Source organism: Terriglobales bacterium (genome assembly GCA_035651655.1).
Lineage (GTDB): Bacteria > Acidobacteriota > Terriglobia > Terriglobales > Acidobacteriaceae > DASRFG01.
Window position 1 is genome coordinate 62,089 of the sequence record DASRFG010000002.1, and the last position, 25,544, is coordinate 87,632.

Annotated in this window: 21 protein-coding genes; 12 read left to right on the forward strand and 9 right to left on the reverse strand. The window is 56.5% G+C overall.

The features are described from left to right. Positions 1 to 139: 139 nt before the first annotated feature. The 4 genes from VFA76_01270 to VFA76_01285 all read left to right on the forward strand — a co-directional run bounded on the left by VFA76_01270 (position 140) and on the right by VFA76_01285 (position 6,299). On the forward strand, positions 140 to 3,073 hold the full coding sequence (locus tag VFA76_01270; GenBank protein ID HZR30467.1) for an ATP-binding protein: 2,934 nt from the start codon (positions 140 to 142) through the stop codon (positions 3,071 to 3,073). 38 nt (positions 3,074 to 3,111) lie between these two features. Next, positions 3,112 to 4,548 (forward strand): sigma-54 dependent transcriptional regulator, encoded by a 1,437-nt coding sequence (locus VFA76_01275; GenBank protein HZR30468.1) that lies wholly within the window; start codon positions 3,112 to 3,114, stop codon positions 4,546 to 4,548. Positions 4,549 to 4,679: 131 nt separating this feature from the next. Beyond that, on the forward strand, positions 4,680 to 5,456 hold the full coding sequence (locus tag VFA76_01280) for an ABC transporter permease (GenBank protein ID HZR30469.1): 777 nt from the start codon (positions 4,680 to 4,682) through the stop codon (positions 5,454 to 5,456). A 3-nt stretch (positions 5,457 to 5,459) separates the two neighbouring features. Further along, positions 5,460 to 6,299, forward strand: a complete 840-nt coding sequence (locus VFA76_01285) for an ATP-binding cassette domain-containing protein (GenBank protein ID HZR30470.1) — start codon at positions 5,460 to 5,462, stop codon at positions 6,297 to 6,299. A 49-nt stretch (positions 6,300 to 6,348) separates the two neighbouring features. On the opposite strand, the gene VFA76_01290 is transcribed toward VFA76_01285, so the two are convergent. From VFA76_01290 to VFA76_01315, 6 genes are all read right to left on the reverse strand, one after another. Further along, a complete protein-coding gene (locus VFA76_01290; GenBank protein HZR30471.1) occupies positions 6,349 to 6,822 on the reverse strand; it encodes a hypothetical protein in 474 nt (157 codons plus the stop codon). A gap of 141 nt (positions 6,823 to 6,963) precedes the next feature. Then, the gene (locus VFA76_01295; GenBank protein ID HZR30472.1) at positions 6,964 to 8,469 is read right to left on the reverse strand and encodes a rhomboid family intramembrane serine protease; all 1,506 of its coding nucleotides are present in this window, start codon (positions 8,467 to 8,469) and stop codon (positions 6,964 to 6,966) included. Positions 8,470 to 8,607: 138 nt separating this feature from the next. Beyond that, complete coding sequence (topA, locus tag VFA76_01300) at positions 8,608 to 11,070, reverse strand: type I DNA topoisomerase (GenBank protein ID HZR30473.1); 2,463 nt, start codon at positions 11,068 to 11,070, stop codon at positions 8,608 to 8,610. 278 nt (positions 11,071 to 11,348) lie between these two features. Then, the gene (dprA, locus tag VFA76_01305; GenBank protein HZR30474.1) at positions 11,349 to 12,515 is read right to left on the reverse strand and encodes a DNA-processing protein DprA; all 1,167 of its coding nucleotides are present in this window, start codon (positions 12,513 to 12,515) and stop codon (positions 11,349 to 11,351) included. 111 nt (positions 12,516 to 12,626) lie between these two features. After that, complete coding sequence (locus VFA76_01310; protein HZR30475.1) at positions 12,627 to 12,929, reverse strand: hypothetical protein; 303 nt, start codon at positions 12,927 to 12,929, stop codon at positions 12,627 to 12,629. Further along, positions 12,926 to 13,510, reverse strand: coding sequence for a hypothetical protein (locus VFA76_01315; GenBank protein ID HZR30476.1), 585 nt, complete (start codon positions 13,508 to 13,510; stop codon positions 12,926 to 12,928). The genes VFA76_01310 and VFA76_01315 overlap by 4 nt, the downstream gene beginning before the upstream one ends. A 136-nt stretch (positions 13,511 to 13,646) precedes the next feature. On the opposite strand from VFA76_01315, the gene VFA76_01320 reads away from it, so the two are divergent. The 6 genes from VFA76_01320 to VFA76_01345 all read left to right on the forward strand — a co-directional run bounded on the left by VFA76_01320 (position 13,647) and on the right by VFA76_01345 (position 20,250). After that, complete coding sequence (locus VFA76_01320; GenBank protein ID HZR30477.1) at positions 13,647 to 14,507, forward strand: menaquinone biosynthesis protein; 861 nt, start codon at positions 13,647 to 13,649, stop codon at positions 14,505 to 14,507. A 95-nt stretch (positions 14,508 to 14,602) separates the two neighbouring features. Next, on the forward strand, positions 14,603 to 15,271 hold the full coding sequence (locus VFA76_01325) for a VTT domain-containing protein (protein ID HZR30478.1): 669 nt from the start codon (positions 14,603 to 14,605) through the stop codon (positions 15,269 to 15,271). A 45-nt stretch (positions 15,272 to 15,316) separates the two neighbouring features. After that, entirely contained in the window at positions 15,317 to 16,363 is a 1,047-nt protein-coding gene (gene mqnC, locus VFA76_01330) for a cyclic dehypoxanthinyl futalosine synthase (GenBank protein ID HZR30479.1), read from the forward strand. Positions 16,364 to 17,131: 768 nt separating this feature from the next. After that, positions 17,132 to 18,703, forward strand: coding sequence for a cellulose synthase family protein (locus VFA76_01335; protein HZR30480.1), 1,572 nt, complete (start codon positions 17,132 to 17,134; stop codon positions 18,701 to 18,703). 84 nt (positions 18,704 to 18,787) lie between these two features. Further along, positions 18,788 to 19,369, forward strand: a complete 582-nt coding sequence (locus tag VFA76_01340) for a biotin transporter BioY (protein HZR30481.1) — start codon at positions 18,788 to 18,790, stop codon at positions 19,367 to 19,369. Beyond that, the gene (locus VFA76_01345) at positions 19,366 to 20,250 is read left to right on the forward strand and encodes an MqnA/MqnD/SBP family protein (GenBank protein ID HZR30482.1); all 885 of its coding nucleotides are present in this window, start codon (positions 19,366 to 19,368) and stop codon (positions 20,248 to 20,250) included. Before VFA76_01340 ends, VFA76_01345 begins: the two co-directional genes overlap by 4 nt. 59 nt (positions 20,251 to 20,309) lie before the next feature. Here VFA76_01345 and VFA76_01350 read toward each other — a convergent pair whose 3' ends face one another. Next, the gene (locus tag VFA76_01350) at positions 20,310 to 22,025 is read right to left on the reverse strand and encodes a Zn-dependent hydrolase (GenBank protein ID HZR30483.1); all 1,716 of its coding nucleotides are present in this window, start codon (positions 22,023 to 22,025) and stop codon (positions 20,310 to 20,312) included. Between the two features lie 83 nt (positions 22,026 to 22,108). Between VFA76_01350 and VFA76_01355 the strand changes: the two genes are divergently transcribed. Together VFA76_01355 and VFA76_01360 are read left to right on the forward strand one after the other, a co-directional pair. Further along, positions 22,109 to 22,822 (forward strand): HAD family hydrolase, encoded by a 714-nt coding sequence (locus tag VFA76_01355; protein ID HZR30484.1) that lies wholly within the window; start codon positions 22,109 to 22,111, stop codon positions 22,820 to 22,822. A 108-nt stretch (positions 22,823 to 22,930) separates the two neighbouring features. Continuing rightward, on the forward strand, positions 22,931 to 24,184 hold the full coding sequence (locus tag VFA76_01360) for an HD domain-containing phosphohydrolase (protein ID HZR30485.1): 1,254 nt from the start codon (positions 22,931 to 22,933) through the stop codon (positions 24,182 to 24,184). 51 nt (positions 24,185 to 24,235) lie between these two features. Here the strand turns inward: VFA76_01360 and VFA76_01365 are convergent, their stop codons facing one another. Beyond that, positions 24,236 to 25,084 carry a diguanylate cyclase gene (locus tag VFA76_01365; GenBank protein ID HZR30486.1) on the reverse strand — a complete coding sequence of 283 codons (849 nt, stop codon included), beginning with the start codon at positions 25,082 to 25,084 and terminating at the stop codon, positions 24,236 to 24,238. A 146-nt stretch (positions 25,085 to 25,230) separates the two neighbouring features. After that, positions 25,231 to 25,539, reverse strand: a complete 309-nt coding sequence (locus tag VFA76_01370) for a Rieske (2Fe-2S) protein (protein ID HZR30487.1) — start codon at positions 25,537 to 25,539, stop codon at positions 25,231 to 25,233. Between the last annotated feature and the right edge of the window lie 5 nt (positions 25,540 to 25,544).

The window sequence follows — 25,544 nt, forward strand, 5'->3', positions numbered from 1 at the left end:
TCTTTCAATTAGAGCATCATAGACATTTTTTGTGTTAAATCCAGAAACCCGAAGCAAGCTTCCAAATATTGTAGGCTCAGTCCCGAAATGGTTTTATAATCGGGTAACTGTTGTGATTGCACGGTTTAGCTAGTCTCCCATGGGAATGAAGCTGGCACCCGAGTTGCTTACCACAGATACGCCCGGCCCCAAAAGGCAGCGTCGGGTGGTTTCGGCGCCATCAGTCTGGCACACGAACGTTCGGCCCATGGATAAGCATCTCCAGGTTCGGTTTACGGCAGTTGTCCTTGCCCTCCTCACAGTAGCAGCGGCTACGCTGGCGGCGATCAATTTCCAGAAGGAAAGTGAATTTCAGGTCCCCTATGATGGTGTGTGGTGGGTGGAGCGCGACGGGCACCTAACCGCCCAACGAGTTGACTCCCAAGGTCCGGCACAACGGTCTGGGATCAAAGCGGGCGACGAGCTTCAGTCCATTGATGGCTACGAGGTCCGCACCGCGGCTGCACTAGAGCGGCAGCTTTATCGTCACGGAGTATGGACCCGGGCGCGTTACCAGTTAACGCGGGGGGCGATTTCGCTGGAGCCCGAATTGGTTCTAGCGCCGGCTGACCGCTCACTCAATACGGGGCTGCGCTTGATCGCCCTGTTTTTCCTGGGCATCGGGCTTTATGTGCTCTTGCGCCGTTGGACTGCGCCAAAATCCACGCATTTTTATGTGTTCTGCCTGGTTTCGTTCATCTTCTACTCGTTCCGCTACACCGGAAAGTTGAACGATTTTGACTGGATCATCTACTGGTCGAATGTTGTTGCCTGGCTGCTACAGCCGGCCCTGTTTCTGCATTTCGTGCTGACTTTCCCGGAGAGCAAACAGTTTATCCGGCGCCATCGCTGGGTGCAGGCCAGCATCTATTTTCCCGGTTCGCTGCTACTGGGGTTGCACATCGTGGCGCTGCGAAAGCTCCAGGCCAGCGAACTGCTGCGCTGGGACCTTGACCGCTTGCAAATGCTTTACCTGGCAGTGTTCTTCATCGCAGCAGCGGGCGTGCTGTGGCACAGCTATCGCAATGCCAGCACCATAATTCTGCGCCAGCAGATGAAGTGGGTGACGCGCGGCACCATCCTGGCCATCACTCCTTTCACATTGTTCTACGTCATTCCGTACCTGCAGGGCGCGCTGCCGACGATGGGGATGAAAGTGTCGGTGCTGTCGCTGGTGTTCCTGCCGCTGACCTTTGGCTACGCCATCTTCCGTTATCGCTTGATGGACGTAGACCTGATATTCAAGCGCGGTATGGCGTACACCCTGGCTGCGGCGGCGATTGCAAGTGTGTACTTTGCCATGGTCGCGGTGGTCGCTGAGCTAGTGCATCTGCGACTGCCGAGCACCGGAACGACAGGATTGATCGCCGCCATCGTCGTTACCGCGCTGTTGTTTGATCCGCTGAAGAACTGGATCCAAGACCGGATGGATAAAGTCTTCTACCACAAGCAATATGACTACCGCCGCACCCTGATAGCCTTTGGCCGCGAGCTCAGCTCCGAAGCTGATTTGGGCAAGATGCTGATCGCGGTGGTGGATCGGCTTTCGCGAACCTTGGCGGTGGATCGCATCGCCATCTTCCTGGCGAATGGAGAACAGCCCAGCCGCTTTGAATTGGCAAAATCGTTTGGTATCGCTCCCACGGGTAACCTGGACCTTAGCTTCCTGAGCACTCCGCGGCCGGAGAGCGGCGCTGGACACCTTTTCTTTGAGAACACGCACCAGGTACCGCGTGAAACTCCTGCGGCGCAGCAGACCATCGCTCGGCTCGATCTGAATTACTACATACCATGCACATCCCAACAGGGCACGGTGGCAATGCTGGGCTTGGGAAAGACCATGGACGGTGACTTCCTCTCCAGCGAGGACGTGGAGTTGCTGGAGACGCTGGCCGGGTATATCGGCATCGCGATCCAGAATGCCCACCTGGTAGCGTCACTGGAGCAAAAGGCCTCGCAATACGAACGGCTGAAGGAATTCAACGAGAACATCGTGGAATCCATCAGCGTGGGGGTGCTGGCGGTTGACCTCGCCGACCGCATTGAGTCCTGGAACTCGCAGATGGAGGTCATGTACGCGCTGCCACGCTGGCAGGCTTTGGGCCGGTCCTTGAGCGACGTATTCCCATCCGCCTTTGTGGAGGAGTACTACCGGGTGAGGCAAACTCCAGGAATCCACAATTTATACAAGTTCCGGCTGGGAACCCCTTCGGGCGAGAGCCGCGTGACGAATATCGCCATCGCGCCGCTGGTCACGAAAAAGTTCAACGTGATCGGACGGTTGATCATTGTTGACGACATCACTGAGCGTATCGAACTGGAGTCGCAACTCTCGCAGGCGGAGAAGATGTCTTCCATTGGGCTGTTGGCCGCGGGAGTGGCGCATGAGGTGAACACGCCGCTGGCAGTAATTTCTTCTTATGCCCAGATGCTGGGAAAGCAACTGCAGGGTGATGAGCAAAAGACCGCGCTGATGGAGAAAATTACCCGGCAAACATTCCGCGCCTCGGAGATCGTTAACAATCTGCTGAATTTCTCGCGCACTCAAGGCGCTGAGTTGGGCCAGGTTGACTTGAATAAGGTGATCCATGACACCCTGGCGTTGCTGGAACATCAGCTCAAAGTTGCTCGCGTGACAGTGGAACCAGATTTATTGGACGGCCTGCCGCTCATCCACGGCAATGGGGGCAAGCTGCAGCAAGTATTTCTCAACCTCTTCCTGAACGCCAAGGACGCTATGCCGGGAGGCGGGAGGCTGCGGGTCGAGACCCGGAATGGCTCCGGCGTGAGTGTGACTATTTCTGATACTGGCATGGGCATTGCGCAGGAGCACATCCAGCGTATTTACGATCCGTTCTTCACCACCAAAAACTCCACGCGGGAAGGTCAACCTCGGGGCACCGGGTTAGGTCTTTCGGTGACCTACGGCATCATTCAGGAACATGCAGGAAAGATCCAGGTATTAAGCCGGCCGGGCGAGGGAACCACGTTCTATCTTGAGTTTCCGCTGATAAGGAAGGCCGTGAATGCGTAAGTTAGACAATTTAGAAGACTCAAAGCGAGAGATATGCCATGGCTGAAGCTGCTCTTATTGCGCGCCGCCCGCTAGGCGATGCCCGCGAGTTTAGCTCCGGATCCGTCCTGATCGTGGATGATGAGGCGGAAATCAGGGAGTCCCTACAAACTCTATTGGAGTTGGAAGGCTACGACGTGGACTCGGCCGGCAGTGCTGAAGAAGGACTTCTACGGCTGGGCGAGCGCACCTTCGATCTGGTTTTGCTGGATCTTGCCCTTCCCGATCGCAATGGTATGGAAGTGTTGCAGCAGATCCGCTCGCGCGACCCCGAGCTTTCGGTGGTGATGATCACTGCTTACGGCACCCTCGAGAATGCGGTCAAGGCGATGCAGGCAGGCGCCACCAATTTCATCCAAAAACCGTGGGACAACGAGAAGCTGCTCGCAGATGTGCGCGCCGCAGTGGCGCGTCGTCGTGCAGAAGAAGAGAACGTTCAGCTCAAGCGGGCCCTCAAGCAGCGTTACAATTTTGAGAACATCGTAGGCAAGAGCGAAGCCATGCTGCGCATCTTCGATCTGATTGCGCAAGTGGCGCCTAGCCGATCAACCGTGCTGTTGCAGGGAGAAAGCGGCACTGGGAAGGAGTTGATCGCCAAGGCCATTCACCTGAACTCTCCACGGAGCGACCGCGCTTTTGTGCCGGTGAATGCCGGTTCCATGCCCACCGACTTACTGGAATCAACCCTGTTTGGTCACGTCAAAGGCGCATTCACCAGCGCCATTGCGTCCAAGAAAGGATTGTTTGAAGTTGCCGACCGGGGCACGCTTTTCCTGGATGAAATTGGCACCATGGGCGTTGACACGCAATCCAAGATCTTGCGGGTGCTGCAGGACCGTAAATTCATGCACCTGGGTGGAGTGCAGGAGCTCCAGGTTGATGTGCGCATCATCGCCGCCACCAACGTTGAGCTTAAGCAACTGGTGCGCGAAGGCAGGTTTCGCGAGGATTTGTTCTACCGCCTGAACGTCATCAGCATTGAGCTGCCACCTTTAAGGCGGCGGCGCGAGGACATTCCGCTGCTGGTGGACTTCTTCCTGAAAAAGTACGCCCAGGAAAATGAGCGGCCGGTGCGGCAGATCAGCTCGGAGGCCTTGCGTCCCTTGCTGAACTACTCGTGGCCGGGAAACGTTCGCGAATTGGAGAATGTGATTGAACGCGCCGTGGTGCTCTCCTCCGGTCCGACCATCGGACTCGATTTGTTGCCAGACCACATTGTGGGACGGGGCGCTACATTGCCGGTGTTGGAGCACCGTTCTGACGCCTCTCTGTTTGACATCATTGAAGATTGCGAGCGGCGGGTGATCAGCGAGATGTTGGAAAAGTGCGCGTGGAACCAGACCGAAGCCGCGGAGCGCTTCCGGGTGCCACTTTCCACGCTTAACCAGAAGATCAAGCGGCTCAATATCGAAATCAAACGGAAAAGCCGAGAATGAGTCACGCAGACTTCTCGGCCTCGAGGACGGCTCAGCTTTCCCGCAATAGCCCAGACTCTAGCCATACGATGGTTCCCTACCGGTAGCTCTGTTATATTTCGTTGCGGGACGCAAGTTGCGCCCCAACACGCATGGAGCTTATCTCCCCGTCGGATTACGCCAAGCAGGCAGTACTCGCAGTCCAAAATTATTCCATCCTTGCGGGTCGCTCCGTCGCCAATATCTTTCGACATCCCCGGTATGTTGCGGACACGGTTCAGCAGATGGACCTGGTGGGTGTGGGGTCGCTACCTATTGTGATTCTGACCGGTCTTTTTACCGGCGCGGTATTGGCGGTGAATGCGTCGCGGACGTTGCAGCAGTTTGGATCGCTGGCACTAACGGGAGAGCTGGTATCTATCTCCATGGTGCGGGAGTTGGGTCCGGTGCTGACCGGGCTCATGGTTGCCGGACGAAACGCCACCGGGATGGCCAGCGAATTGGGCTCGATGCAGGTAAGCGAGCAGATCGACGCCATGCGCGCCCTGGGCACGGATCCGACCAAGAAGTTGGTCACGCCGCGGGTCTTTGCCACGGTGGTGATGTCATTCTTTCTGACGGTTATTTCTGACCTGGTAGGGCTGTGCGGCGGGTGGGCGGTGGCTTACGGTTTTTTGCATCTCGACTCCCGGCAGTATTGGAACAATGCGTACCAGTCACTGGTTTTCGGGGACGTGTTTCTCGGCTTAGTCAAACCGGTTCTGTTCGGGTTCATAATCGCGACGATTGGGTGTTATTACGGCCTTTCCTCTCGAGGAGGCACCCAGGGAGTAGGCCGGGCCACTACCCAGGCGATGGTCGCGGCCTCAGTGCTCATTTTGGTGGTGAATTACTTCGTAGCGCAGTTGTTATTCCCCTTGCTCTACTAGACGATGCCGACGCTTGCCCCAACCGAAGTGTTGTCAAAGGTCAGGCAGGTTTCCCAGGAGCCTGCGATTGTGTTTGAAAGTGTCAGCATCAGCTTTGAAGGCAAGCAGGTCCTGGATGGAATTTCGTTTTTGCTGGAACGCGGCGAGACGAAAGGAATTTTGGGAGTCGCCGGCTCCGGCAAGAGCACAATTCTGAAGCTCGCGTTAGGGCTGATAAGGCCGGACAGCGGGCGCATCCGGGTGCTGGGTCAAGACGTGACCAGCATGAGTGAAGAAGAATTGTTTGAAGTGCGCCGCAATATCGGAATGGTTTTTCAGGAAAGCGCGCTTTTCGACTCACTCACGGTGAGAGAGAATGTGGGCTTCCGGCTGATCGAGGAGGGCGTTCCTGAAGAGGAGATCACCCAACGCGTCCAGGAAGCGCTCCGTTTCGTTGAACTCGAACACACGATGGATATGTTTCCCGCGGAGCTGTCCGGTGGTATGCGGCGGCGAGTGGCCATAGCGCGGGCAATCATCACCCGGCCGGAAATCCTGCTCTACGACTCCCCTACTGGCGGTCTCGACCCGGTGACCTCGACCACGATCATCGAGCTAATTCTCAAACAGCGTGATGTTTACAAAACGAGCTCGCTTCTGGTGAGCCACCGGCTGCAGGATGCGTTTACCATGGCCACCCATTATTTCGATCGTCGCTGCAATCAGATGCTGCCCATCCCACCCGGTGAGATTGATGTCCGCACTACGTTTCTAATGCTGCGCGATGGCAAGGTGATCTTCGACGGAACGGCGCAAGAGCTTGCCGCTTCGCGCGATGAGTACATCCGCGAGTACATTTCGTAATCTCGGCAGGTAAAGCAAAGCTCCGTCCTGCTTTACTTGCCGGTAATCGCTAGTCGGCAGCGCTGGTTTTGCTTCCGGCAGCCGCCTGCATGGCCGACAAGCGCGCAAAACGTTTTTTCATAGTCTCGACGCGCTCCCGACCCTCGGGCGTGCGCTCGGCGACTTTCTCGATGTTCCCCAGGAACTCCGGCATTTGCATCTTTTCCCGGATTTCCTTGATGAACGGCTTCAGCTTGGCATAAACAAACCAGAGCTCAGCGGAGTTGTCGAACATCAGACCCTCGTGCAGAGTCCCGCGAAGAACCAGGGATGCGACCATGTTCCAATATCCGAGAACCTGCCGGAGCCAGGCATTCTCCTGCGTGCCAAAAGCCTGAACGACTTTCAAGACGTCTTCTGTACTTTGAGGCCAAAAATTGGTGATAAAGGTTCGCGCCTTGCGCATTTCCGCTTCGCGGCGCAAATCGTAAAGTTGCAAGATCAATTCCGCGTCGTGATGACTTGCATTTTGGTGATCTGACATGACAACTCCTGTTCTGACTGAAATTCAGGTCAATAAATACAAAGAAAAAATTGGGGGCCCCCTATTATCGCCCGCGATGGCGCGGGTTTCAAGGTGAGGATAAACAATTCGGGGTAAAGGAAAGGTTGGAGGAGCAGAAAACTAAGTTCCGGCAGTTGCTGCTTTGGCTTTCCCGGGCGAGAGCGCGGCGTTAGCTTCCTGAATGCCCATCTGGATATTGGCTTCCAAATCCAGATGTGGAACGGGTGATGCCGAGGCTGCATGGAAAAGCTTGAGCGCATCCTGTGGGCGATTGAGCCGCTTCAGATATATTCTGCCGGCCGCAAGCTGCGCCATGAGAGCTTGCCGTTCTTTCGGGTAGGTAGCAGCCAGCTTTTCGTATTCGCCCACGGCACGCTCGAAGTTCTGCTGCTCCTCTGCTATCCGACAAAGATCGAACCAAATAGCCGGCGGAATCTGGGAGCCTCCAGAGGCAAGGAACTCTTCGTAGACCTCCCATGCCGCTTGTGATTCGCGAGCTTTCAGATACAGAGCACTCAGCTTAATGCTGGCATCTTGAAAGGCCGGGAGGTCATTCTTCTTCTTGTGGATCTGTCGCAACAGGCTGCATGCATCCACGGAATCAGGTTTCAAAGCAAGGTGGTTGTTCAGGATTGTGGCGGCCTGGTCAAGCTGGCCCTTCTCTATCAAATCGGTAGCCTGAACAATCTCAGGATCAGTTTTCCACTCAACCTTCGCTTCAATGGCCTTGGTAGCTTTCTGCTCGAAACCGGATTCGCGAAGGCCAACCGCCGCCAACGCACCAAAGGTGAACCCGCCCACGTGGGCCCAGTGCGCAACCCCGCTCAAGCTTCCAAATAGGGAACCGTATAAGATCTCGACTCCCAACCACATAGGCAGGAGCCAGTAAGCCGCCGCCTTGAAGCGGTATAGGCGGAACATGAACAGCCATGCCATTTCAATTTTCATCTTGGGGAAGCGGACTAAAAACGCTCCCATGAGTGCCGCCACCGCTCCCGACGCTCCCAGGGTCGGAATCACACTGCCGGGGTTCGACCATGCATAAAACTGCAAAGCTGCAACGCCAGCTATGAGATAGAACGCCGAATACAGAGCGCGGCCCCAGACGTCCTCCAATACGAACCCCGCCAGCCATAGGAACCACATATTGCCGATCAAATGCATCCAGCCACCGTGAAGAAAATTTGCCGTCAAATACGAGAGAGCCTTCGGGTGGGCGGGTATGAAGGCGTACTGTTGAGAAATAGATGCTGCGGAAAGTTCGGAGTACTTGGCTGTAAGTGAATCCATTTCAGATTGCAGCGCCTGTGGGTCTTCTACAAGGCGCATCTTTGCATCCCAGCCGTCAATTACCTCATGGTTCGGGTTCTGGAGTCGCTTCCAGGTATCCGGCTTTTGCCGACGAAAACCTTCCACCAGTTGCTGTTCTTCGGGGCGAAGATTAAGTTCAGGGTGGGCCGCCGCGAGTATCAGAATGTGAACCTTGACGCGTCCGAGTTGCGGCTCTTTTTCCTCCATCTCCCAGTGGGTTCCCAGAAAGACGAGAACGTTGATCGCAATCAACGCGATAGTGATCACCGGCCATCGCCGCGCGGACATATTCTCGTGCCGGATTGGGATGAGCATTCTGAGTTCCCTAAGTGCTATTCACAACGCCTTGCTGCAAAATTTCGTAAGTTTAGGCTGCATCAGGAACAGTTAGCCAGATAACAGGAGGGAAACAACCACTCTTTGGTAACCCGAATTCGTGTTAGGCGGGAGCTTTCAGCTTGCGGCGGGAGCGACTTCGAGCGGGCGCTCGTATTCGCACTCTTTATTGGGACAGGCAATTACCGGCCCGGCTTTCAATGTTTTCTCTACCAGATATTCGCCGCCACATTCCGGGCACTTCTCCGCGAGGGGCTTGTTGGCAGAGGTAAACTTGCACTTGGGATAGTTAGAGCAACCGTAGAAGGTGTTGCCCTTGCGGCGGGCACGCTTCTCCACTACTTCCCCGTCCTTGCACTCCGGACATTTCACGCCGATGAAGTTTTGCTTCACGTACTTGCATTCGGGGTAGCCGCTGCAAGATGTGAACTCGCCGTACCGGCCATGGCGCAACACCATGTTGCGACCACATTGGGGGCAGGTTTCGTCCAGCGGAATGTCGGGCACTTTGCGCCCTTGGTCGAGCCGGCGCGTGGTCTTGCAATCGGGATAGCCAGTACACGCCATGAACTGCCCAAAACGTCCGCGTTTGAGGACCATGGGCCGCCCGCAGTTCTCGCAGTATTCTTCCTGTGCGGTACCTTGCACATCTGCTGTATCGAGGTCCGGCAGATCAATAGGATTTTCCTTGGTGAAGGTGCAGGTGTTGGGATCCTCTTTGTCGTAAGAGCTGCACGCAAAGAAAGACCCATGCTTGCCCCACTTGATCACCAGCGGTGAGCCGCAGCGCTCGCACTTCTCTTCCGTAGGCTTCTCCATACGCTTGATGTTTTCCATGTGCTTCTCGGCGTAATGGAGGTCCTTCTCGAATTTTTTGTAAAACTCATGCAGGGCGTCAGTCCACTTCTCCTGACCTTCCTCGATTTCGTCCAGCTCTTCTTCCAGCCGAGCGGTGTATTGAGGATCAAAAATATCTTTGAAATTCTCGACCAGCAAATCCGTCACCACCAGACCGATTTCAGTAGGCGCGAACTTGCCTCCGGCCTTCTGCACGTACTGGCGCTCCTGAATGGTGCTGAGAATGGTGGCGTAGGTTGATGGACGGCCAATGCCGCGTTCTTCGAGCTCTTTGACCAGCGAAGCTTCGTTGTAGCGCGGAGGCGGTTCGGTGAAGTGCTGCTCCGGCTTGAGCTCGCGCAAGGTGAGTGACTGGCCCGTTTCCAGCGGCGGCAGCTTGTGCTTGAGCGCCTCGTCTTCTTCGTCCTTGCCTTCTTTGGATTCCTCGTAAATCTTCAGGAAACCGTCAAACTTCAGTACTGATCCGGTGACGCGGAACCAGAAAGTATCAGCCGCAGTTTTGGCGTCTATATCCACCGTGGTCTGATCGAAAACCGCCGGGTTCATTTGCGACGCAACGAAGCGTTGCCAGATGAGCTTGTAAACCTTGAACTCGTCTTCCTGCAGGTATTGCTTGACCTGGTCGGGATGGCGCAAGGCCGAGGTGGGACGAATCGCCTCGTGGCCTTCCTGCGCGCCTTTCTTACTCTTGTAAGTATTAGGCTGCTCCGGCAAATACTCGGGGCCGTATTGTTGGCCAATCATTTCGCGCAACTCCGCCAATGCATCCGGCGACACGCGCGTTGAATCCGTGCGCATATAAGTAATGAGGCCGACCAGGCCTTCGTCGCCCAGTTCAATTCCTTCATAGAGGCGCTGCGCGATCATCATGGTCCGCTTGACGCTGAAGCGCAGGCGTCGCGAGGAATCCTGCTGCAGCTTGCTGGTGGTGAATGGCGGCGTGGCATTGCGGCGGCGCTCTTTCTTTTCAGCCGAGCGGACAGTCCATTTCGCCGCTTCCAGCCCGGCGCGGATCTTCTCCGCTTCCTCACCGTTGGGAATTTCGATCTTTTCTTCGCCTCGACCCAGGAAGCGAGCGTCGAACGCCGGAGGCTTGTTCGCAGCCAGATGCGCGTCCAGGGTCCAGTATTCCTTCTTTTCGAATGCCTTGATCTCTCGTTCGCGTTCTACGATCAGGCGCAATGCCACAGTCTGAACGCGTCCGGCTGAGAGTCCGCGGCGGACTTTGTCCCAGAGCAGCGGCGAAACCTGATAGCCGACCAGGCGATCGAGCACGCGACGGGTCTGCTGCGCGTCCACCAGGTTCCAATCAATCTCTCGCGGATGATCAAAGCCATCGCGCACGCCGCGTTGCGTAATTTCGTTGAAGGTGACGCGATGAATCGGAATACCACCTTTTTTCTTCTTCTTGCCCCCGCCGTTTGGCCCGAGCTCTTCGGCCAGGTGCGCAGCAATGGCTTCGCCTTCGCGATCGGGGTCAGGCGCCAGGTAGATGGCAGCAGCGTCCTTGGCCAGCTTTTTCAGCCTGGCGACAACCTTCTCCTTGCCAGGAATGACAACGTATTCGGTCTCAAAATCATTGTCGATATCAACCCCAAGCTGGCTCTTCGGCAGGTCTTTGACGTGGCCGAGCGAAGCCTCCACGTCGAACCCTTTGCCTAGATATTTCTTGATGGTTTTCGCCTTGGCAGGCGACTCGACAATTACCAGATTATTAGCCAATATCTCCTCAAAATTAGCGCCGCACCAGTCGGCGGCGTCGTTCTACCTCTTTTGAAACTAGCACGGAACACCAACTCTCGCCATGCTGCTTGTGGGGGATCAGCGGATTCGATGCTCCACTCGGCCTGCCGGATGCAACCGGCAGCAAGTCACAGGCACTCCCTCTCCAGCCGGGGAACCGTAACTTCTGCTCGAGGCCACTTCGAGGTGAATTGCGGGTACTATAGCACGCCCGCCCTCCCGACACCCCGTGAGATGTCGTGACGAAGGTAAGTAGCTCAAAAGGCTTTCACGAAGTTCTTTCCCGGCAGTTGCCGAACCTTCCCCGCCAACTCAAGCTCGAACAGCGCTGCGAAGATTTCAGACGATGACAATTCAGGCTCGAGCTTTTCCACAATTACATCGATCTGAGTGGCCTCGTCCTTTTTAAGCAGGCTGAGGATACGGCGCTCGTGCGGCGCCATAGCGTGATCTTCAAACAGATTTCCCGTCCCAGGCACATCCGCCGCGGTTTCCGGTGGAGAGAGTTGAACCCGAATCTGTGTCGGCAAATCTTCCCAAACGTCCTCCCATGTCGCCACTAACTTGGCGCCCTGCTTGATCAAGGTATTGGGCCCCCAGGAGTTGCGGTTTGTGACGTTGCCGGGGACCGCGAAGATTTCACGGTTTTGCTCCAGCGCGCAGCGGGCAGTGATGCGGGTGCCACTGTACTCTCCAGCTTCGATGACTAAGACGCCCACGGACATGCCGCTGATGATGCGATTGCGAATGGGAAAATTCTGGGGCGCGGCAAACGTGGAAATGGGAAATTCAGAGACTTGCGCACCGCCGGTGGCCAGGATCTGCTCCGAAAGCCGCTGGTTTTCCCGCGGGTAAATCACATCTATTCCGGTGCCAAACACGGCGATGGTCTTACCTCTTGCGGCGATGGCGCCGCGATGCGCTGCGCTGTCAATGCCGCGCGCCATGCCACTGGCTATTGCCAGACCGCGCGCCGCAAGATCAGCACAGAGTCGCTCTGCCATGCCAAGGCCGTAAGGGCTGGGATGACGCGTGCCCACAACGGCAATGGAAGGCTGCGCCAGGACGGCTACGTCGCCGCGGGCATACAGTACCAGCGGCGGATCGTAAATCTCACGCAGGCGTTGCGGATATTGAGGATCGTCCAGCGTCAGAATCCTGATATTGAGCGCCGAGGCGCGGGCAAGTTCCTCCCCCGCCAGTTCCATGGACTTGCCCGTCGCCAGTGACTGGGCGGAGACGGCGGGTATGGCTGCGGCCTCCAGCTCCGTCAGGGAAGCCCGGAAGATGTGATCTACGCTTCCAAACCGTTCAAGCATCCGCCGCGCCCGAGTGGGACCAAGACCGGGTGTCAGGAGGAGCGCGAGCCATTGCTGGACACAGGTCTGCAGGACTTCGCCCGGGATGGGAATGGCGCTGGCCATACGTTCGGAGAATGGGCGGACTTTATACGGGAGGCAAAAAGAGTGTCAAGGAAGGAGGACACACACGATTGTGACCACGAGACCGGGCCCACCAGCAAAGCGGGGGCCATCTCACGGTTTAAGAGCGCCGGATAAGAGGGCTTCGACCAGCGCCGCCCATTCGGCTTCAAGGGCGGGGCGGTGAAAGCTGCGCCCGGCACGCTGGTACCAGTACTCAGCATTGGACGCCGACCCCTCCTTGCGGTGCAAGTAGGCGTGGACAGCCATGCCGTCTACGGTTTCCAGTTCGTCAATCAGGTCGTGAGCGCGAGCCCAATCACCTTTTGCGTCCCACCAGAGCGCCGCTAGCGGGGCTGATAGCCCTGGGCTCGGCGCCTCTCCCGTAACTGAACCTCTGAATTCATCTGGATTCATGTGGGCCCACCTTCTCCTCCGGGTTGGCGATTGTCTGCCAGAATTATGGCAGCCGCAAGTGCCGCGTTTTTTTGATCTTTGGTCCAGGGCGGGCCCATAGAACGCCCCAGGGTTGAGATCCCACGCTGCACCTCGTTTGCCGCATTCCCGAATGCGGTGTTGATGCGCGCATCGAGGTCACGTTCTTTGATTGCTGTGACTGGAATTTTCAAATGTTCACAAGCTTGCCTTACGGCATTGCGAAAGAATTCGCCTTCCGCGGTATGAATCAGCGGGTGCGACGCGAGAATCTGTGAAACAGCCTGTAGAGGACGACCCGAGGCTAACAGAACAGCAGAACCTATCACTCGATACTGGTGGGCTTCCAATTCTCGCGCCAACTCTCCCACGGCCGCTAAGGCCAAGCGCTCTGAGACGGCGGCACAGTCAGCGAGGTATTTTTCTTTTTCTGCCAATCCAAGAAGTTCAGCACTCGCCGCGTAGTGATAGGGCTGCCTCGCACCGGGAACCTTCGAGTCGGTGATTTCGATTCGCCTCCGATCTATTAGCTCTATCGCGTTGGCATCTCCGGAAATTGCCACGAGCACTCCCCAACCCGAATGCATTCGAACCCCGAGGGCTGCGCGCTTCATGTTTAAAAGAATACTAACCCTCCGGATGACGTTCCGCGGTGTTGGCCTCTCACATCCGAGATTGTGCCCTGACTGTGCTGCTAGAATGAGCCTTCTGCGCATGCGCCGCTTCCGAATTGCCGCAATCTCATACCTGAACACGGCACCGCTGATGTGGGACTTTATCCACGGCAAGGCTGCGCGCGACTTCGATATTTCCTACACCGTGCCGGCGACTTGTGCCGCGGCATTGCGTGAAGGTTCAGCGGACATCGGCATAATCCCCGCTATTGCGTACACGAGTATTCCCGATCTGGTGATCATTCCTGAGGTCGCCATCGCTGCCAAAGGCCCGGTACGGTCAATTCTGCTGGTCAGCAAGGTCCGGCTGGAAGAAATAAGGACGGTGGCGACTGACCAATCTTCGTTGAGCTCGGTCGGATTAGCGAAAGTAATCTTCAACAAATGGCTGGGAGGCAACCGCGACTTCCGTTCCCTGCCGCCTGATTTGCCATCAATGTTGCAGGCTTGCGATGCCGCTTTAATTATCGGCGATCCGGCCCTGAAGGTGGATCGGTCTCGCTATCACGTGTTCGATCTTGCGGAGCAATGGCGGCAGTTTACCGGAAAACCATTTGTTTTCGCATTCTGGGCGGTGCGCCAAGATGCGCTCGCAGGCACAGAAACTTTGGAACTGGCCTCGATTTTTCAGCAGTCACGCGATCACGGCCTCGAGCCTGTACACCTTGATTCGATCGCCCGCGAGTGGGCGCCCAGAGTGGGAATCAGCGAAGATGAAGTCAGAGCATACCTGACCAGGAACATCCACTATGTGCTCGATACCGAATGTTTGGCCGGCATGCAGCTGTTCTTTCGCTATGCTGCCGAGTTAGGCGTCGTACATCGGGTGCCGCCGCTTCGCTTTCTGCAGCCGCTCACAGCGTCTTCCATTTCTCGTCTGGCATAGGCCCGAATGGCCGTCTGGCAAGGAGAAACGGCTGTTCTGAGTATCTTTCCGCGCGCTGAGCGCTTCTAAGCTGTGTCGGTCGCGTAAAGGCGCACATGCGAATTCTGCTCTCAGCGTTGCTGATCAACCCCATCTGGCAATGGGTTCACCGCCTGGGTGGCCCGGGTCTGATCCTGCTCGGATTGGCCGACAACTCCGTGGTTCCCCTACCGGGCAGTATGGACGTGTTCGTGGTGCTGCTTTCAGCCCGCAATCCTGAATGGTGGCCCTATTACGGAGTAATGGCGACATTGGGTGCGGTCTTTGGCGGTTACCTGACCTATCGCATCGCAGAAAAAGGCGGCAAGGAGACGCTGGAAAAGAAAGTCGGCGCACGCCGGGCCGCGAAGGTATACAAGAGGTTCGAGGAGCACGGATTCGTCACCGTCTTCATTGGGTCAATACTGCCTCCGCCATTTCCCATGGTCCCTGTGCTGATGACCGCCGGGGTGTTGCAATATCCTCCGAGAAAGTTCCTGTCTGCACTCGCCGCAGGCCGCGGCTTGCGTTACTTTGCTCTGGCTTTTCTGGGCCGCAGCTATGGCGGAGCGATTATCGGCTTTCTTTCGCGGTACTACATGCCTTTGTTGTATACGCTGCTGGCGCTGGCGGTGATCAGTGGAATCGGCGCGCTGCTCTACTTCAGGTGGTATCGCCCGAAGTATCGCGAGCAGAACCAGGTCGACGATCGCCTGCCGCGCCGCGAAACCAGACGCACGGCATGAGTTCCTCTTGGGCTGCCAACGGCCGCCACGATACAATTACAGGTTATGTCGCTGACCAACGCACAGGCCATAGAGCTGTTCCGTTCCGATGACCTGATCGGCATTGGCATGGAAGCGGACGCGGTGCGGCGAAAGCTGCACCCCGAAGGCGTGGTCACCTACATCATTGACCGCAACATCAATTACACCAACTTCTGCACCGAGTACTGCACTTTCTGCGCCTTCTACCGCCCCCTGAAAGGCCCTCAGGCCAAAGAGGGTTACATTCTGGATTTCGAAACCATCTACGAGAAGATCCGCGAGACGGTAGAACTCGGGGGGACGGGTGTGCTGATGCAGGGCGGACTGCATCCTGACTTAAAGATTGACTGGCATGAGCAAATGCTGCGCGGCATCAAGCAGCGTTTTCCCAAGGTTCACCTGCACTGTTATTCGGCGTCTGAGATTATCGCGATCGCGGAGTATAGCGGTCTCACTATCCGAGACACCATCGCACGGCTGCGCGATGCCGGCCTGGATTCGATTCCCGGCGGTGGCGCCGAAATCCTCGACGACGAAGTGCGCTACAAGATCGCCCGCTTGAAGTGCCTTACAGACGATTGGCTCAACGTGCATCGCACCGCCCACCAACTCGGCATGCGCACAACGGCCACCATGATGTTCGGGGTTGGTGAAAAGCCTGAGCACCGGGTCAACCACTTCAAGCGCTTATATGATTTGCAAGAAGAGACCGGCGGCTTCACGGCGTTCATTCCCTGGAGTTTCCAGCCGGCGAATACGGCATTGGGCGGGCGTCACTGGGATGAAGCAACCTCGGTTGAGTACCTGAAAGTCCTGGCGATTTCGCGAATCTTCCTTTCGAACTTCCTGAACGTGCAATCCAGCTGGGTCACTCAGGGTTTGAAGGTCTGCCAGATGGGGCTGCGATTTGGTGGCAATGACGTCGGTTCCGTGATGCTGGAAGAAAACGTCGTCCGCGCCGCCGGGGTGAATAACTGCACCACGGAAGAAGAGTTGCGGCGCATTATCCGCGATGCAGGCTTCCGACCTGCGCAGCGAGACACTCTCTATCGTGCCTATTTCCTGAACTGAGTTTTGGGCCTCAGGGGCTAAAGCCCGCTTCTCTCTTGCGCTTTATCGTGGGCCTGAAGGCCCACGCTTCCACGGTGTTCCAGGCTTTTCGAATTGTATGCGACAAGGCTAGGCCGCTACTTTGTTGGAAACTCTTCGGAAGTTCGTGTTCCGCGCCCCTTAGGCACACGTCCGACGTAGTTTCCCGCTCCTCCGAGTTATTCCGGAACCTTTTTGTCCGCGTCCTGCAGGATCGATCGCCCTAACGTGGAAGAGCACGGCTTTAGCCGTGCGGCTAGCAGCAAGGGATGAGGCCTTTAGCCCCTGTGCACTAAAAATCCGCAGGGGCTAAAGCCCCGCTTCTTTCGTGCGCTTTATCGTGGGCCTGAAGGCCCACGCTTCCACGGTGTTCCAGGCTTTTCGAATTGTTTGCGACAAGGCTAGGCCGCTTGCCACTCATTGGAGACTCTTCGGGAGTTCGTTAACCGGGAGTGCCTTCTTGTAGGTACACGTCCGAAGTCGCTCCCCGTAACTCCGAGTTATTCCGGAACGTTTTGCTTCACGTCCTTAAGGCTTGCCCTAACGTGGAAGAGCACGGCTTTAGCCGTGCGGCTAGCAGCAAGATCATGAGGGCTTTAGCCCCTGTGCACTCAAACTTTGGTCCCCGTACAGAACTCAGGTAAAATGAATAGTTTGCTCCGCTAGTTGCAAGAGAACATGTTAGCCAGCCCTTTTTTTCTTGATAAGTCCATTTCGGGAATGGCCCTGCTGCTACAGCCGCGCGGGCCGATGCAATACATCCGCTCCCATTTGCTTGATAAAACTTTCCTGGGGCTTTACCACGCCAACGCCTTTGACTTGGCTTTGCTTATACCTTATTTCATTGTCTTAGTGTGGCTCGCCTCGTACGGAATCCATCGCTACACGCTGGTATATCTCTATTACAAGAACAAGAAGAATCGCGCGAATGGTCCGGCTGGACGTTTTGCCGATCTACCGTCTATTACGGTGCAACTGCCGATTTTCAATGAGCAGTACGTGGTGGAGCGCTTGCTAGATGCCGTGTGCAAGCTGAACTATCCGCAGGACAAACTTGAGATCCAGCTGCTCGATGATTCGGTGGACGAAACCAGAGTGGTCGCTCATAACTTGGTGCAGCAATATGCCAAGCAGGGACACCCGATCACCTACCATCATCGAACCAATCGCGAAGGGTTTAAAGCGGGGGCTTTGCGCGAGGGGATGAAAACGGCGAAGGGCGAGTTCATCGCCATCTTTGACGCCGACTTTGTTCCGCGTCCGGACTTTCTGCTACAGATGGTCCACTACTTTACCGATCCAAAAATTGGTATGGTGCAAGGCCGCTGGGAGCACATTAACCGCAATTATTCGTTCCTCACCAACGTCGAGGCCATTCTTCTGGACGGGCATTTTGTCCTTGAACATGGCGCCCGGTCGCGCTCAGGCGTGTTTTTTAACTTCAATGGCACGGCGGGCATGTGGCGACGCGCCACCATTGAAGAAGCCGGCGGATGGCAGCACGACACGCTCACCGAAGATACCGATCTTTCTTACCGCGCGCAATTAAAGGGATGGAAGTTCGTTTACCTGGAGGACGTAGGCTGCCCGGCGGAGCTTCCGGTTGAGATGACCGCATTCAAGACCCAGCAGGCACGCTGGGCGAAGGGGCTGATCCAGACGGCGAAGAAAATCCTGCCGCAAGTGATGAAGAGCGATGCGCCGCTAAGGGTGAAGGTAGAGGCGTGGTATCACCTGACGGCCAATATCAGCTATCCACTGATGATTGCGCTTTCCGTGCTGCTGCTGCCGGCCATGATCATCCGCTTCTATCAGGGCTGGTTCCAGATGTTGATAATTGACCTCCCACTTTTCCTGGCGTCCACTTTTTCAATTTCCAGTTTTTATCTGGTCTCGCAAAAAGTGCTGTACCCGAAAACATGGTGGAAATGCATTATTTATTTGCCGTTTCTGATGGCGCTGGGGATCGGGCTCACGGTCACCAACTCAAGAGCGGTGTTGGAGGCACTGTTTGGCCACCAGTCGGCCTTCGCGCGGACTCCCAAGTATCGGGTGGAATCGAAGAAAGACCGAGTGCGGGCCAACAAATATCGGCGACGCCTGGGTTGGGTGCCCTGGGTGGAAATGCTGATCGGCGGCTATTTCGCCCTGACCGTCTACTACGCCATACAGAACGAGAATTTCATCACTGTACCTTTTCTGCTGCTGTTCGTCATCGGCTATTGGTATACGGGAGCGATGTCGTTGTTCCAGGGAATGCTCTCCGGGTTCTCGTTGAGCGCGGAGCCGCAGAGCAGCAAGCCGTATCCGGTTGGGGTATAGCCCAGCGTATAGTTTGATATTCTAGTCGGCTGAAAGTCTGGCTCGAAGCTGAACATTTCAAGTTTTCGTCAAGAGACCATACAAATGGTTAAATCTGCTGTTGGACGTATCGAGAGAAACTTCCCCGATCAGGTTCTCGCCACCGTACACCAGGGCGCGATCATCGTCGCCGCCAGTTTGTTTGTCGCACTCTGCGCCCGGATAACGCTACCGCTGCCCTTCACCCCTGTACCGCTGAGCCTGCAGAACTTTGGTGTGCTGCTGGTGGGATTACTTTTAGGAAGCCGGCGTGGGTTCGCAGCAGTGGCGCTCTATCTGGTGGAAGGTGCTTGTGGCCTGCCGGTCTTCACTCCGGGGTTGGGTGGCATTGCGCAGCTACTGGGACCAACCGGCGGCTACCTGATCGCCTATCCGGTAGTCGCGTTTTGTGCCGGGTGGATCTGGGAACGCGGCAGCAAGACTTTCGGCCGAGCGCTTGCCGCGACGCTCTCAGCGGAAGTCATTCTGTTCGCAGGTGGAATCTCCTGGCTGATGCTGCTCACTCACACTTCTTTCGTGCAGGCGAGCCGTTTCGCGCTCTACCCGTTCGTCTTTGGTGAAGTCATCAAGATTCTGTCGGCCTCCGGCATCGCCAATCGGGTACGTCGTTATCGGACCCAGTCGTGAACCCACTCCCCCGACCATCCGCAGCTCCAGCGCTCGACGACGCGGATGCAGTGCGCGAAATCAGCGTCGCGCACAGTCCGGACTCCGATGATGCCTTCATGTTCTACGGGCTGGCGACGAATAAGGTGCGCGTGCCGGGAGTTCGCTTTGCTCACACCTTGTGTGACATTGAGACGTTGAATCGTAAGGCGCACGACCGAGTTTACGATCTCACTGCGATTTCGTTTCACGCTTATCCCTACATTCAAGATGATTACGCTCTGCTCTCCAGCGGCGGCAGCGTGGGCGAGGGCTACGGGCCAATGATCGTGGCCAGCCGTCCGTTTTCGCCCGAGGGTGTCAAGAACGCGCGTATTGCAGTTCCCGGCACATTGACCACGGCTTATCTGGTATTGCAACTTTTTGCTCCCGGCGTAGAGACGGTGGTCGTGCCTTTTGACCAGATCATTCCGCAGGTCGCTGCCGGAAACTATGAAGCCGGACTGATCATTCATGAAGGTCAGCTGACATACGAGAAGGCCCGTTTGCACCGGGTGGTTGACCTGGGACAATGGTGGCACCAGACGACGGGGCTGCCCCTGCCGCTGGGAGGCAATGCTATCCGGCGTGAACTGGGACCGGAGCTGATCGCAAAGGTTGGCTCGGCGATGCGCCAGACTATTCAATACGCTCTTGACCACCGCGAAGAAGCGTTGGAATACGCCAAACAGTTTGCACGCGACCTGGATTCGCAAACCGCCGACAGGTTTGTGGGTATGTACGTTAACCAGCGCACGCTCGATTACGGTGACGATGGCCGCGAAGCCGTGAGAAGGCTTTTGGAAATGGGTAACCGTGCGGGAGTCATTCCTCATCCCGCTAAAGTGGAGTTTGTGGGTTGAGTGTAGGGCGGACTCTTTTGTCCGCCAGATGTTCACGCGCAGGAGCGCCCACGCCACATTTACTGGATCTTCTCTTCGAACGAAAACACAGGGTCAATATCCACCGGTACGTCACTCGCCGCTTTCAGCGAAGACCGCAATTCTGCCGGCATCGAGCCGTACTTCATGAACCAAGCCTCTGTACGCGCGCGATCTCCAGTGGCTTCCTGCTCCAGTAACTCCTTCGCTAGGTCTTGGATTGCCAGCGGCATCTGCACATAGTCGATGGAATAGCGCCCGGTGGCTGGATCACGACTGATGGCTTTGCGCTCGTTCAGATAGTTGAACTCCATCATCTCGGCGCGGCCGTGGGCTTCGCCAATTCCAAAGCGAACGGTACGAAAAATTCCCGCCACATAGGACGAGTAGTATTCCTGTAGCCGGGTCTTGGGCAGCGCGCCATGGTTCACCAGCCAGTTCAGAGCAAACATGCCCACGACGTCAGCTTTGGCCTCTTCGAGTCCGCTGAATGCAGGCCCAATGGCTTCGCGAATGCTCCCCTTGCCTTGCGCCATACGGGCAAATACTGGACCCAGCCCATGGCAAATCTCGTGCATCATCACGTCAGCAAGATAGCCTTCGCCAGATGCCTTGGCGGCCTGGTCGGCCTGCATCAGGCGTTTTGCAACCGGAAGAATTACGTACTGCACCCGGGCATCCATGAAGTTCTTGAAGAAAATCTTCTTGCTGCCTTTTGCCTCGTGAATTCGGGGATCGTTTGGCAGATTGTCGGCGACGGCCTGATAGCCATGCCGCAAGTCGCCGGCGCGAAAAGGCGCGTCCATCACCTCCATTGGACTGGCCAGACCTTGCTTTGAGGGTCGGCCCTCTGGCGCAAGTGGTAAAGCTTCCTGAATTTCGGGCACGTATTTCTGGAACAACGCCAGCTTCTGACTCTCAGATTCATTGCGGACCAAGACTGCAGCGCCGTAGGAGCCTTTCACGCCGAGCAGGCCATCCATGTAGGTTTCGTACGGAGCAAAGATGATGTCGAACTTTGGATTCTTCAAATCGAGCCAGGCAAGGTCGCTTTTGTAGTAGTCATCCGTCAGCAGTGCGTCCGCTCGTAAGCGAAGAAATTCGGCAAACTGCTTATCGTCGCTGAGGTCAGCGGCAGCACGAAGATCGCGTGCCGCTGCCTCAAGAAATGACCGATAGGCCACATGGTAGGGTACTGCCGTCAAATCACTTCCCTGCCAACGCACAATTGTGGTCGGGCTGTAGATCTCAGCTTTGGAGTCAGGGTGCTGCTTGACATATTCCTCGATCTGCTCCCGCGTAGCACCCTGCGGATAGAAGCCGCGGCCCGGGGGCATCGGCTGCGTCCCCACGAAAGGCTTGTTTTCTTCGAGTAAATCGAAACGTGAACCATTGATCAGCAACATGCGGCGAACCCTCGCATCCCGTGGGTCCGTACTTCCCTTTAGCTGTTGATACAGGGTGAGCGCCTCGGGATCGTTCTGCCGCCAATAGATGGCGTCCAGGTGGCGGCAGGCGTCCACTAGCTTGGCGAGCAACTTCCGCTCACGCAGGCTGAGTTTCGCGGCGTTGGACGGCATCTTTACGACACGCCATTTCGCCAGCTGCTGCGACAGATCGGAAGACACACCAAGGGTGGCGGAGATCGGTTTCTTCTCCCGAGGCGGCAGCTTAGGCCGGCTTTTCTTCTGGGAGAAAGTAAAGGTTGAAGAAAGCACGATTAGTAGAACGAATAACAGGCGATTTGAAACTCTCATTTTCTAGATTCTAACAAACGGTACTGCTCAGCCGCGCAGACCACTCTCCCGAAATTGGGGATAACCGCTATCATTGAGAGGCCATGGTGGAGAGATTCCGATCTAACGGTGCGCAGACCTTACTGGTGGACGCCGATGACACACTCTGGGAGAACAACATTTATTTCGAGCGCGCCATCGCCCAGTTTATTTCTTTCCTGAATCACCAGGACTTCTCACCACAGCAGGTGCGCGAGGTGTTGAACCAGGTTGAGCGGGAATCCATTCTCAGCCACGGGTACGGGTTGCATAGTTTCGCGCATTCCCTGGTCACCACTTTTGAGCGGCTTTCCGTCGAGCCGATCACGCCGTTATTACATGAGACCATCCATGGATTTGCCCACACCATTGCCGAACGCCCCGTGGAACTCCTGCCAGGAGTTCTGGAAACCTTGGGATATCTTGCCGAAAAACATCACCTGATTCTGCTCACCAAAGGCGCAATGGCTGAGCAGACAGGGAAGGTCGAGCGTTCAGGGCTGAAGGAGTATTTTGCCGCGGTGGAGATCGTGGCCGAGAAAAACGAGTCAACGTACCGCAGTATAGCTATCAAATACGCTCTGACTCCCGAGAGCACGTGGATGGTGGGGAACAGCCCACGCTCGGACATCAATCCTGCACTCTCGGCCGGCTTGAACGCGGTGTTCGTACCTCACGACAATACGTGGGTGCTGGAACACGAGGACCTCGCCCCGGCGCCGCCGACAGCACGGTTGCTGGTACTGGAGAAGTTCCCCCAGCTAAGGGAGCATTTCTAGATTCCCCACGCGCGTTTCAACGCACCAAACTAACCAACAACTCTGCTCTCCTGAGTGCAGGAAGCGCATGGTACGCTGTTTTTGCTCTGTGCTCGTCCGCACGCCCGCGTGGCGGTGACGAAAAACAATTTCCGGCAGCTGCTGCTGACGGTAGAAGCGCTCTCCGACTTGGGTCCGCAAATGACCTCGGAGCGCGGCTTTCCCCAGATCGCGCGCGATGTTCTGGCGGCGCTGGTGGACGCGGCCGGGGCCCGCGAGGGCGCACTCTTCACCTTCAACGATAAACCAGCCTTGATGGCCTCCGTGGCCGCTCAAGGTTTCGCGCTGCTGCCCGAACCGGCGCTGATTCCGCTGCTTCCTAAACATGTTCACGCCCTGACTGTCGCTCGCAAGCCGCGCATTCTCGATGCGCAAACCTCGCAGCAATATCTGAGCTCGAATGGCAACGTCGCGCCCGAACTGTTCAAGTGCATCGCCCCGCTGACCGTATCTGGGAGGTTGGTGGGCATGGTGGCGTTAGGCCGTCGCGAAGGCGATGCTCCATACAGCGAAGAGGAACTGGAAGCAGTTGGGCTGCTTGCCAACTACGTCTCACTGGCAGTACACAACCACGCTCTGCAGCAGACCCTGGCGCAGCGCGTCTCCGAAAACTTGCGGCTCCTGGCCTCCATGCACGGCTTCTACGATCACACTCTCGAAGCCTTTGCCGCTGCCATTGATGTAAAGCACATCAATATTCATGGGCACTCCCTCCGCGTGGGACGCTATTCGTCGGGCATTGGTGAGGCGCTCGGCATGGATCCGACCGAGGTCGCTGCTTTACGCTCGGCGGGTTATCTGCACGACATCGGCAAGGTCGCGGTGGACAAGCGCCTGTTCGCAAAGCCGGAGGCGCTCAGCTCGGACGAATTTCAGGAAATGGCCGACCATACCACCGTTGGGCATCAGATCGTCACTGGAGTGCAGTTCCCCTGGCCGCAGATCCCTGAAACCGTCCGCTGGCACCACGAGCGCGCCGACGGTTCCGGCTACCCGGATGGGCTGCAGATGAACGATGTCTCTGCCCCGGTACGAATTGTGGGGCTCGCCGACACTTTCGACGCAATGACTAGCGAACGGCCGTACCGGAATCCTCTATCAGTGGGGGAGACGCTGAGCGAGATTGTGCGTCTGACGCCCCAGAAATTCGACCCTAATGCGGTCCATGGACTCCTTATTCAGTTGCGGCGCGATGCTGTGGGCAGCAATCGTACGGTATTCCTGCAAGAACGCATCACTTGCAACCTCGCCCCCACTGACATAGATAACCTGGCTGCCACCCTGCAGCATAAAATCACCAGCGGACGTGTCTACCTGACCTAAGAGTTGCGACAGAGTCCTCACCCGACCCGAAACCTGAAACTCAAAAACCGCTCACGCTCCCACCACCGCCTGCGCAATGCGGTTTTTTCCATTGCGCTTGGCGGTGTACATCAGATCGTCAGCGCTTTGGATCATCTGCTCGAGCGATTCCGGTTCGGCGATAAACGTGGCCGCGCCGATACTGAAGGTCACCGGCCAGTTATTCTTCTCCATCAGGTCAAGCAGTACGCGCTGCAGTTTGTAGAGCACGAATTGGCCGGCTTCGGCGCCCGTTTCCGGCAGAAGAATGGCGAACTCGTCGCCGCCGACGCGGGCAACAAAGTCGGTGGCACGCAGATTGCGATTGATCATCTTTGCTACCCATACCAACAGTACGTCTCCAATCTGGTGCCCGAAGCGGTCGTTGATAACCTTGAAATTATCAATGTCCATGTAAGCCAGGGTGAGCGGATGCTTATAGCGGCGGACCCGGTTCTTCTCGCGATCGGCCACCTCGCGAAAGGCGCGCAAATTAGGAACCCCGGTGAGGAAATCTACGCGCGAAAGTTCCTGCTCCTGGCGATAGGCTGCCTTCAGCCGAGAGAGAATGACCGCCGTCACCAGAAAAAAGCCAAACAGGATGACGGCGTTCCAATAGCGGACAATGAGGTGCGGATTTCCGTAGGAAGTTGCGTGCACCAGCATGTCAGTGTGTAACCAGGCTGCCGCCGAAACTGCCGATCCCAGGATCCCGGCCCACGGCCCCACATACCAGCTCAACAGCGCCACCGGCAGCAAATACATGATGGAGAAGGAAATCTCAGCGTGGACGGCGCGCGACAAATAAACAGGTATGGCGATCAGAATTGCCGCCAGGGCGATGAGTTCAAGCTTGGAGCGGCGATTTAGAAATTCGTCCATTGTGAATCTTCGCTCAGGTGCTGGCCCGAACTGTAGCCGTCCCTGGCCACAGCACCGCCTCGGCCAGGAAATGCCAGCCTTCAATATAGTAGCTCCAGGCAAGAAAAGAGATGGTGACGAAGGGGTGTCGCAGAAGGGAAAAAGGGTCAAATTTCAACTAAGACGTCGTCGCCCTCAACTTTAATCGGATAGACAGATACCCGGGCAGCGGGATTATGCGCTGCCTGTCCGGTTTTGGGGTCCCATTGCCAGCCGTGCCAGGGGCAGACGATTTTGTCGCCCTCGATCGCGCCCTGGCCTAGCGGCCCACCCCGGTGCAAACAAACGTTATCCATTGCGGAGATGGTTCCGTTCACATTAGCGATGCAGACCACTTGCTGGCCCACGGGAAATTCCTTGGCCTGGCCCTCGGCGGGAAGATCGGACTTACTGGCGATCTTGACGAATTGAGACATTAAAT

Bases quoted from the DNA above. Each gene is read 5' to 3' on its own strand.
- VFA76_01270 (HZR30467.1), top strand. From the start codon at position 140: ATGGGAATGAAGCTGGCACCCGAGTTGCTTACCACAGATACGCCCGGC.
- VFA76_01275 (HZR30468.1), top strand. From the start codon at position 3,112: ATGGCTGAAGCTGCTCTTATTGCGCGCCGCCCGCTAGGCGATGCCCGC.
- VFA76_01280 (HZR30469.1), top strand. From the start codon at position 4,680: ATGGAGCTTATCTCCCCGTCGGATTACGCCAAGCAGGCAGTACTCGCA.
- VFA76_01285 (HZR30470.1), top strand. From the start codon at position 5,460: ATGCCGACGCTTGCCCCAACCGAAGTGTTGTCAAAGGTCAGGCAGGTT.
- VFA76_01290 (HZR30471.1), bottom strand. From the start codon at position 6,822: ATGTCAGATCACCAAAATGCAAGTCATCACGACGCGGAATTGATCTTG.
- VFA76_01295 (HZR30472.1), bottom strand. From the start codon at position 8,469: ATGCTCATCCCAATCCGGCACGAGAATATGTCCGCGCGGCGATGGCCG.
- dprA (HZR30474.1), bottom strand. From the start codon at position 12,515: ATGGCCAGCGCCATTCCCATCCCGGGCGAAGTCCTGCAGACCTGTGTC.
- VFA76_01310 (HZR30475.1), bottom strand. From the start codon at position 12,929: ATGAATCCAGATGAATTCAGAGGTTCAGTTACGGGAGAGGCGCCGAGC.
- VFA76_01320 (HZR30477.1), top strand. From the start codon at position 13,647: ATGAGCCTTCTGCGCATGCGCCGCTTCCGAATTGCCGCAATCTCATAC.
- VFA76_01325 (HZR30478.1), top strand. From the start codon at position 14,603: ATGCGAATTCTGCTCTCAGCGTTGCTGATCAACCCCATCTGGCAATGG.
- mqnC (HZR30479.1), top strand. From the start codon at position 15,317: ATGTCGCTGACCAACGCACAGGCCATAGAGCTGTTCCGTTCCGATGAC.
- VFA76_01335 (HZR30480.1), top strand. From the start codon at position 17,132: ATGCAATACATCCGCTCCCATTTGCTTGATAAAACTTTCCTGGGGCTT.
- VFA76_01340 (HZR30481.1), top strand. From the start codon at position 18,788: ATGGTTAAATCTGCTGTTGGACGTATCGAGAGAAACTTCCCCGATCAG.
- VFA76_01350 (HZR30483.1), bottom strand. From the start codon at position 22,025: ATGAGAGTTTCAAATCGCCTGTTATTCGTTCTACTAATCGTGCTTTCT.
- VFA76_01355 (HZR30484.1), top strand. From the start codon at position 22,109: ATGGTGGAGAGATTCCGATCTAACGGTGCGCAGACCTTACTGGTGGAC.
- VFA76_01365 (HZR30486.1), bottom strand. From the start codon at position 25,084: ATGGACGAATTTCTAAATCGCCGCTCCAAGCTTGAACTCATCGCCCTG.
- VFA76_01370 (HZR30487.1), bottom strand. From the start codon at position 25,539: ATGTCTCAATTCGTCAAGATCGCCAGTAAGTCCGATCTTCCCGCCGAG.